Annotated in this window: 5 protein-coding genes; 3 read left to right on the forward strand and 2 right to left on the reverse strand. The window is 64.3% G+C overall.

All coding sequences use genetic code 11. From position 1 onward, the window contains the following. Positions 1-483, forward strand: a 483-nt coding sequence (locus tag BP858_RS02720; RefSeq protein ID WP_286878782.1) for an NAD(P)-dependent oxidoreductase, incomplete at its 5' end; no start/stop codon positions are given. After that, positions 480-2,918: a phosphoenolpyruvate synthase gene (ppsA, locus tag BP858_RS02725; RefSeq protein ID WP_214167055.1), complete on the forward strand. Its 2,439-nt coding sequence runs from the start codon at positions 480-482 to the stop codon at positions 2,916-2,918. The genes BP858_RS02720 and ppsA, both read left to right, overlap by 4 nt. A 10-nt stretch (positions 2,919-2,928) precedes the next feature. On the opposite strand, the gene BP858_RS02730 is transcribed toward ppsA, so the two are convergent. Further along, positions 2,929-5,376 carry a plasma-membrane proton-efflux P-type ATPase gene (locus tag BP858_RS02730; protein WP_286878783.1) on the reverse strand — a complete coding sequence of 816 codons (2,448 nt, stop codon included), beginning with the start codon at positions 5,374-5,376 and terminating at the stop codon, positions 2,929-2,931. A gap of 883 nt (positions 5,377-6,259) precedes the next feature. Here BP858_RS02730 and glgP point away from each other — a divergent pair. Next, positions 6,260-8,032: an alpha-glucan family phosphorylase gene (gene glgP, locus BP858_RS02735; protein ID WP_286878784.1), complete on the forward strand. Its 1,773-nt coding sequence runs from the start codon at positions 6,260-6,262 to the stop codon at positions 8,030-8,032. A gap of 1 nt (position 8,033) precedes the next feature. Here glgP and BP858_RS02740 read toward each other — a convergent pair. Further along, positions 8,034-8,315, reverse strand: a 282-nt coding sequence (locus BP858_RS02740; protein ID WP_286878785.1) for a zinc ribbon domain-containing protein, incomplete at its 5' end; no start/stop codon positions are given.

An 8,315-nucleotide genomic window follows, 5' to 3' on the forward strand; every position in this document is an offset into this window, starting at 1 on the left:
GACGACCTGCTGCGGGAGGCCGATGTCATCAGCCTGCATGTCCCCTACACGAAAGCCACGCACCACCTCATCAACGCTGATAGGTTGCGGCTGGTCAAGGACACCGCGCTCCTCGTCAACACCTCCCGGGCCGGGGTCGTGGACACGCAGGCGGTCGCAGCCGCCCTCCGCGAAGGCCGCCTCGGGGGGGTCGCACTCGATACCTTCGAGGGGGAGCAGATCTGGATCGAGGAGGAGTTTTCTGGGGCAGGCGAGCCCTCGGCGGCCGAACTCAAGGATGCGCTCGAGAGCTTCGCCATCCTGCAATCGGACCGGGCAATACTCTCGCCGCACAACGCCTTCAATACCCGTGAGGCGCTCGGGCGGATCCTCGCCACCAGCATCGAGAACGTCAGGGTCTTCTTTGCCGGGAACCCGCAGAACATCGTTGCCGGGACCTACCAGGTGCCGGCGCCGCCGCCTACCGGGGGTGGGAGAGCATGAAGCAGGACGCGACCTACATCCGCTGGTTTGCCGACATCAGAAACGAGGACGTCGGGCTGGTCGGCGGGAAGAACGCATCGCTTGGCGAGATGTACAGCGAACTGACCCCGAAGGGCGTGAAGATCCCGGACGGGTTTGCCGTGACCGCCGGGGGCTACTGGCATGTCCTCGACTCCGCAGGGATCCTCGACGATCTCAAAGAGACGCTTGCAGGGCTCGACCGGAGCGACGTCGCTGACCTTGCAAAGCGAGGGAAACAGGCCCGCGACCTGATCCTCGGGGCCGGGATCCCCGACGACCTCTGGAGCGAGATCAAGGCGGCCTACGACATGCTCTGCGACGAGTACGGGCCAGACGCCGACGTCGCAGTCCGGAGTTCCGCAACCGCCGAAGATCTCCCGACAGCCTCGTTTGCGGGCCAGCAGGAGACCTACCTGAATGTCCGCGGCTACCAGGCGCTCCGGGAGGCCTATATCAAGTGCCTTGCCTCCCTCTTCACCGACCGGGCGATCGCCTACCGGATCGACAACCACTTCGACCACTTCAGGGTCGCCCTCTCGGTCGGGGTCATGAAGATGGTCCGCTCGGATCTCGCCGCAAGCGGGGTCATCTTCACGCTCGACACCGACACCGGCTTCCGGGACGTCGTCCTCATCACCGGGTCCTACGGGCTTGGTGAGATGATCGTCCAGGGCGCCGTCAACCCCGACGAGTTCTACGTCTTCAAACCGACCTTCCGGAAGGGCTACCGGGCTATCGTCAGGAAGAACCTCGGTGGGAAGAGGGTGAAACTGATCTACGGCCTCGGGGGTGCGAAGGAGGTCACCCGGAGAGTCGATGTCCCGGAAGCCGACCAGAAGAGGTTCTGTATCGCCGACGACGATGTCCTGACGCTCGCCGGGTATGCGCTCACGATCGAGGACCACTACTCGGCAAAGGCCGGAAAGCCGGTGCCGATGGACATCGAGTGGGCAAAGGACGGCGAGACCGGGGAGGTCTTCATCGTCCAGGCCCGGCCCGAAACGGTGCAGTCGCAGAAGGCGGGAGACGTCCTCGAGACCTACCACCTGGATGAACGCGGGACGGTGCTTGCCGCCGGAAAGAGCATCGGGGATGCGATCGCTGCCGGGAAGGCCCGGATCATCACCGACGTCAGCCGTCTCCCCGAGTTCAGGCCGGGAGAGATCCTGGTCTCCGACACCACCACGCCGGACTGGGAGCCTGTGATGAAGACGGCCGCCGCCATCGTGACGAACCGGGGCGGACGGACCTCCCACGCTGCGATCGTCAGCCGGGAACTCGGCATCCCCGCGGTCGTCGGCACAGGTGACGCAACCGAGAAGGTCCCGACAGGCCGGGAGGTGACGGTCAGCTGCGCCGAGGGCGAGGAGGGGTTCGTCTACGATCGAGCCCTCCCGTTCCATGTCGAGAGGATCCGGCTCTCTGACCTTCGACGGCCCAAGACCGCGGTGATGATGAACCTCGGGAACCCGGACGCGGCCTTCGGGCTTGCGATGGTCCCGAACGACGGCATCGGGCTCGCCCGGATGGAGTTCATCATCAGCAGTTACATCAAAGTCCACCCGATGGCGCTGGTCCACCCCGAGCGGGTCACGGATGAAGCCGTCAGGAGATTGATCGCGGACCTCACCTACGGCTACCCGAACGGGGAGGAGTACTTCGTCGAGAGGCTCGCGGAAGGCGCCGGGACCATCGCCGCGGCGTTCTACCCGAACCCGGTCGTCGTCCGGATGAGCGATTTCAAGACCAACGAGTATGCAAGCCTTCTCGGCGGGACCTACTTTGAGCCAGAGGAAGCAAACCCGATGCTCGGGTTCCGCGGCGCCTCCCGCTACTACGATGAGCGCTACCGAGAGGGGTTTAGCCTCGAGTGCCGGGCGATGAAGCGGGTCCGGGAGGAGATGGGGCTTGTAAACCTCATCATCATGATCCCCTTCTGCCGCCGGGTGGAGGAGGCGAAGCAGGTCATCGAGGAACTCGGGAAGAACGGTCTCCGGCGGGGCGAAAACGGTCTTTCGGTCTACCAGATGTGCGAGATCCCGAATAATGTCGTCCAGATCGACGCGTTCAGCGACTACTTCGACGGGTTCTCGATAGGCTCAAACGACCTGACCCAGCTGACGCTTGGTATCGACCGCGACTCCGCGGTCGTGGGCGGGGCCTTTGATGAGCGCGACCCCGGCGTCAAGCGGATGGTCGCCATGGCAGTTGAGGGGTGCCGGCGGAACGGACGGCACAGCGGGCTCTGCGGCGAGGCGCCGAGCACTTACCCCGAGTTCGCCGACTTCCTGGTGGAGCAGGGGATCGACTCGATATCGGTCGAGCCCGACGCGATACTGAAGATCACCCTCCGTGTGGCCGAGGTTGAGGAGCGGCTTAGGAGCGCAAAGAGGATGGCCCCGCTCGCCCGGTGAGGGAGATCCCTCACCGGACAAACGGTATACTGCCGCGGTCGATGAGGCGGTAGGCGTAGACCTTTATCGGATCCGTGATCACAAGCGCCCAGACCAGTGCGTAGACCCAGACGAAGATCGCAAGCGGCCAGCCGATGGGGGTTATGATGAACCCGTAGACGGTGATCAGCGTCGCGACAGTTTGTGTGACGATCACCGCCCCGAGCAGGGCCGGAGCAGGCCTGACAGACCAGAACGGCCCCCGGGTGCGGGCGACGAAGACGGTGAGGTGGCCGGCGACCGCGAGTTTGAGGAAGACGAGCGACCTGATGACATCCAGGGAGAGGTTCAGCGGCCCTTCGACGATGGCAAGCAGGGTAAATGAGGATACGACGCCCAAAAACCCGATAATTGTCGCGATCGTGAGGATCTTGCGCATCTTCCACCGTTCGGGGGCTCGGGAGTAGAGGACGTTGTCCCAGGCGATGGTCATGATCGGGATGTCGTTTAAGAGGGCGAGGAGCACGATCATCAGGGCGGTTATCGGGAAGAACCCAAAGAGCAGGATTGAAAGGGTGATGAAGAAGAGGACGCGGATGGTCTCGGCGATCCGGTAGGTGACGTAGTGGCTCATGCGCTCAAAGATCATCCGGCTCTCTTTGATCGCGTCGATGATCACCGAGAGTCCGGGTTTCGTGAGGACGATCGCGGCCGCTGATTTTGCTGCATCCGTGGCCCCGGCGACCGCGATCCCGACATCAGCCTTCTTCAGGGCGGGGGCGTCGTTCACACCGTCGCCGGTCATGCCGACGATGTGCCCCCGGGACTGGAGGAGGGAGACGATCCGGTATTTGTGCTCGGGGAAGACCTCGGCGAACCCGGCCGCCTTCTCGACGATCTCCGCGGCTTCGGGGTCGGGCTCGTCTACGAAGGCGTCGGCGGTGGCGATATCGGTCCTGAGGTTCACCTCCCGGGCGACCTCGCGGGCGATCGCTACATGGTCGCCGGTGACCATCTTGACGTCGAGCCCCATCTCTGCCGCCGTCCTGATGGTTGCCGCGGAGTCGTCGCGGGGCGGGTCGTGGAGCCCGAGGACGCCGGCGTAGGTCCAGGTACCTGGTGTATCGCTCCGTGCGACGCCGAGCATCCGGTAGCCTTTCTCTGCGAAGGCCCGGGAGAGGCTGTCGACTGCCGCGCCAAGATCTCTCCCCCCACCGGCGAGGGCGAGGATCACCTGCGGCGCGCCCTTTGCGACCGAAAACTCCCGCCCGTCGCTATCCCGGACCGTGGCCTCGGTGCGCTTCACCACGGGATCGAAGGGCTTAAAACCAGTGACGGTGTAGGAGGAGAGCCGTTCTTTGAGGCTCTGTGCCTTCTCTGATTCGATGATCGCGATATCGATTGGGTCCTGGTCCTCCTCCCGGGATCCGAGGAGGGCGGCGAGGAGCACGTCATCCTCTCCGAACCCCTCGAACGGGGCGACATCGGCGAGGGTGAGTTTATTCTCGGTGATCGTCCCGGTCTTGTCCGAGCAGAGGACGTCCACCCCGGCCATCTCCTCGATGGCAACGAGTCTGCTGACGATGGCCTCTCGCTGTGCAAGCGCCGTCGCGCCCACGGCCATGGTGATCGAGAGGACGGCCGGTAGCGCAGCGGGGATGGCCGCTACGATCAGGACAAGAGCGAACTGGAGGGTTTCAGGGATGCTCTCATGCCTGATCAGCGAGACAATGAAGACTATGGTGACAAGCGCGATTGCAAGCACGATCAGGTAGTCGCCGATCCTGACGACAGCCTTCTGGAAGTGACTGGCTGTCATCGCCTCCCCGGCGAGTTGGGCGGTCCTGCCGAAGAAGGTCTTCTCTCCTGTGGCTACCACGAGCGCGGTCATCTCGCCCTGTTTGATGGTGGAGCCAGAGTAGGCGATGTCTGATGCGTGTTTCTCGACCGGCATCGACTCCCCGGTGAGAGCGGATTCGTCGGCAGAGAGGAAGTCCCCCTCGACGAGTTTGATATCTGCGGGTACGATGTCCCCGTTCCTGACCCGGACGATGTCGCCGGGAACGAGGTCCCGTGCGGCGGCCTTCTGCCACCTGCCGTCGCGGAGCACCCTTGCTTCGAGTGCGAGCCGTCGTTTCAGCATGGCGATGGCGTTGCCTGCCTGATACTCCTGCCAGAAACCGACGACCGCGTTGACGAGAAGGAGGGCGAAGATGATCGCGAAGTCCTCCCAGCGTCCGATAGCGGCGGAGATGATGAGCGCCGCCTCGATCATCCACGGGATGGGACCCCAGAAGTAGCGGAGGAATTTCAGGACCGCGCTCTCCTCCTTCTCAGGAAGCTCGTTGGGACCGAACCTCTTGATGCGGTCTTCAGCCTCAGAACGGGTCAGGCCCTCCCGCTGGGAGGAGAGGGCCCGGTAGAGGTCGTCGACGGCCATGCCCCGGGCCTCGTCGGTGCTGATCGCCTGGCGCTCCATGATCCCCCCGCCCCCTCTCCCGGGGATCGTATATAGGTGCCGCTGCCAGCCCCCGGGGACCGGTGTGTCTGTGGTGATAGCCGGCGATGAGCCGCGTTCGGGTGGCTCCGGAGACGACCTGCAGGGGAGAGAGAGCAGATGGAGTCCAGACTACCTGGAACCCGTTTTTCCCCGGGGATGTCCCGATGCAGTGGACTGTGGTGGCTATTGCCATTGGGGGAGGGGGTCGCCCCTCCCCGCAGGTGAGTACCCGTAAGTCCCACCCCTTAACCCCCACCCCGCCCGATCTGTGGCGATAGCCAGTGGGAAGCCGTGGATGGGAAGCGGCTCTAACGATGGTTTCCCGGAGAAGGTAAGGTGAGGGACAGAGATAGACGGGATCAGGTTCTTTTCCACCAATCCCAATACACTGGACCGTGGTGGATATCCCCTTTGGGGGAGGGGCCGACGGGGAGGGGGGCAAGCCCCCCTCCCCTGTCTCTCGCACGGCGGTACCCGCAACCCCCACCCCGCCCGGCCTGCGGCCTCCTCACTCGCCCCCCGGGGCGGGGGCAGTGCGGGGCGATACACGGTGGGGAGCCGCATCCGGAGTGACTCAGGAGAGGGGTTCCCGGAGGGGCAGATATAAGAATGGCCCGGACACTGGACCGTGGTGGCTATCGCCTCTGGGGGAGGGGACCGGGGAGGGGGTTTCCCCCTCCCAGCAGGTGGGTACCCGTAAGTCCCTCCCCAAAATCCCCACCCGCGCCTCCGGGAGCAGTACATGGCAATACCCGGTGGCAATCGGGTCATGGGTGTATGTGAGTAACGCTGCGCTGCGTAGCCCGGCCCAAAACCCGGAGGCGTCGGCAGGTTCATATGGACCCCGAGTGGATGCAGGGCCATGGCGGCGAGGGACCCGGTCTGCGGGATGCCGGTGGACCCGGCAACGGCGGCCTACTCGGTGGAGGTCCGCGGCGGGACCTACTACTTCTCAAGCGAACTCTGCAGGGATACGTTCGTCGAGGGCGAGAAGATCGCTTACTTCTCCATGGAGATCGGCCTTGAGAGCGATATACCGACCTACAGCGGCGGCCTCGGGGTGCTTGCCGGGGACGTCATCCGTTCGAGCGCCGACCTCCTCATACCGATGGTCGCGGTGACGCTCGTCAACCGGAAAGGTTACGTGCGGCAGCGCCTGACCCCGGACGGCGACCAGATCGATCTCCCGGACGAGTGGGACCCTAGAGAGCACATGCGGGAACTCTCCCGGCGGGTGACCGTGCGGATCGGGGATGCGAACGTCGCGATCCGGGCCTGGCTCTACGATTACTGGAGTCCTGTCGGCGGCCTCGTGCCGGTGCTCTTCCTCGATACCGACCTCCCTGAGAACGCACCCAAGGATCGGGGGATAACCGACCACCTCTACGGCGGCGACCAGGAGTACCGGCTGAAACAGGCGATTGTGCTCGGGATCGGCGGGGCCCGGATGCTCGCCGCCCTGGGCATCAGGGTCGGCAAGTACCATATCAACGAGAGCCACTCAAGCCTCCTCACCCTTGAACTCCTCAAACGTCGGGGAATGGATGAGGAGAAGGTGCAGACGCACTGCATCTTCACCACCCACACCCCGGTGGCGGTGGCGTTCGAGACGTTCCCACGAGATATGGTGGTCCGCTTGCTGGCGGGCGAGATCCCGCCGACCCTGCTTGGGGAGTACATCGGTGAGGAGGGGCTTGCGCTCGCAACCCTCGCGTTCCGCCTGAGCAGGTACGTCAACGGTGTGACGACGGCACACATGAACTTCTCACGGCGGCTCTTCCCGGGGTTCCATATCAGGGCGGTAACGAACGGCGTCCACCCGCACACCTGGACGTCAGGGCCGTTCCGGGATCTCTACGACCGCTACATCGCAGGTTGGGCGCAGGAGCCTGAACTGCTCGTCAGGGTCGATGAGATCCCGCACGAGGATATCAGGCACGCCCACCAGCAGGAGAAGCAGGTCCTGGTCGACTATGTCAGGGAGAAGAACGGTGTGGCCCTGGACCTCCGGGCCCTCACGATCGGGTTTGCCAGGCGGGCAACGGCCTACAAGCGGGCAACCCTGATCTTCTCGGACCTTGAAAAACTGCGGGAGGCCGGCAGGCGGGGGGCGATCCAGCTCGTCTTTTCCGGGAAGGCCCATCCGGCAGACGCGGTCGGCAAGCAGGAGATCCGCGAGGTTCACAACGCCATGCGCGACCTGGAGGGGGAGGTGACGGCCGTCTACCTCGAGAACTACACGATGGATCTTGCGAGCCTGATGACCGCAGGGGTTGACGTCTGGCTGAACACGCCCCTGCCGCCCTACGAGGCAAGCGGCACGAGCGGCATGAAGGCCGCCCTCAACGGGGTGGTCAACTTCAGCGTCCTTGACGGTTGGTGGATCGAGGGCTGGCTCGAGGGGACGACAGGGTGGGCGATCGGCCCCGGGCCCGGTGCGCCGGCGAGCGAGGCCGAACGGCGGGCCCGGGAACTCCAGGACCTCTACAGCAAACTTGAGTACCTGATCATCCCCACCTACTACCACCGGAGGGACGAGTGGACGACGATCATGCGAAGTTCAATCGCAAAGATCGCCTACTACTTCAACACCCACCGGATGATGCGGCGCTACGCGACGGAGGCGTATCTGTGAACTACCCCCCGCTTGCGCGAGCGGGCTTCCCAGCTATCATCCCCCTCCCCACCGGGAGCGAGTCCACAGGCTCGACGGCGCTGATCCGTCGCCTTGCAAGTGCGAAGTGTTTGATATTGGTCGCGGCGTTCAGGTCCCGGTCGTGGGTCGTCCCGCAGTCCGGGCACGTCCACTCCCGATCCTTCAGCCACGGCAACTCCGCTTTGAGCGCCGGAAGCTGGTTCATGAAGTCGTATCTAGACAGGCTGATCCTTTCGTCGTGATACGCCTGATTCTTGCGGGC

Source organism: Methanoculleus sp. UBA413, assembly GCF_002502935.1.
GTDB lineage: Archaea > Halobacteriota > Methanomicrobia > Methanomicrobiales > Methanoculleaceae > Methanoculleus > Methanoculleus bourgensis.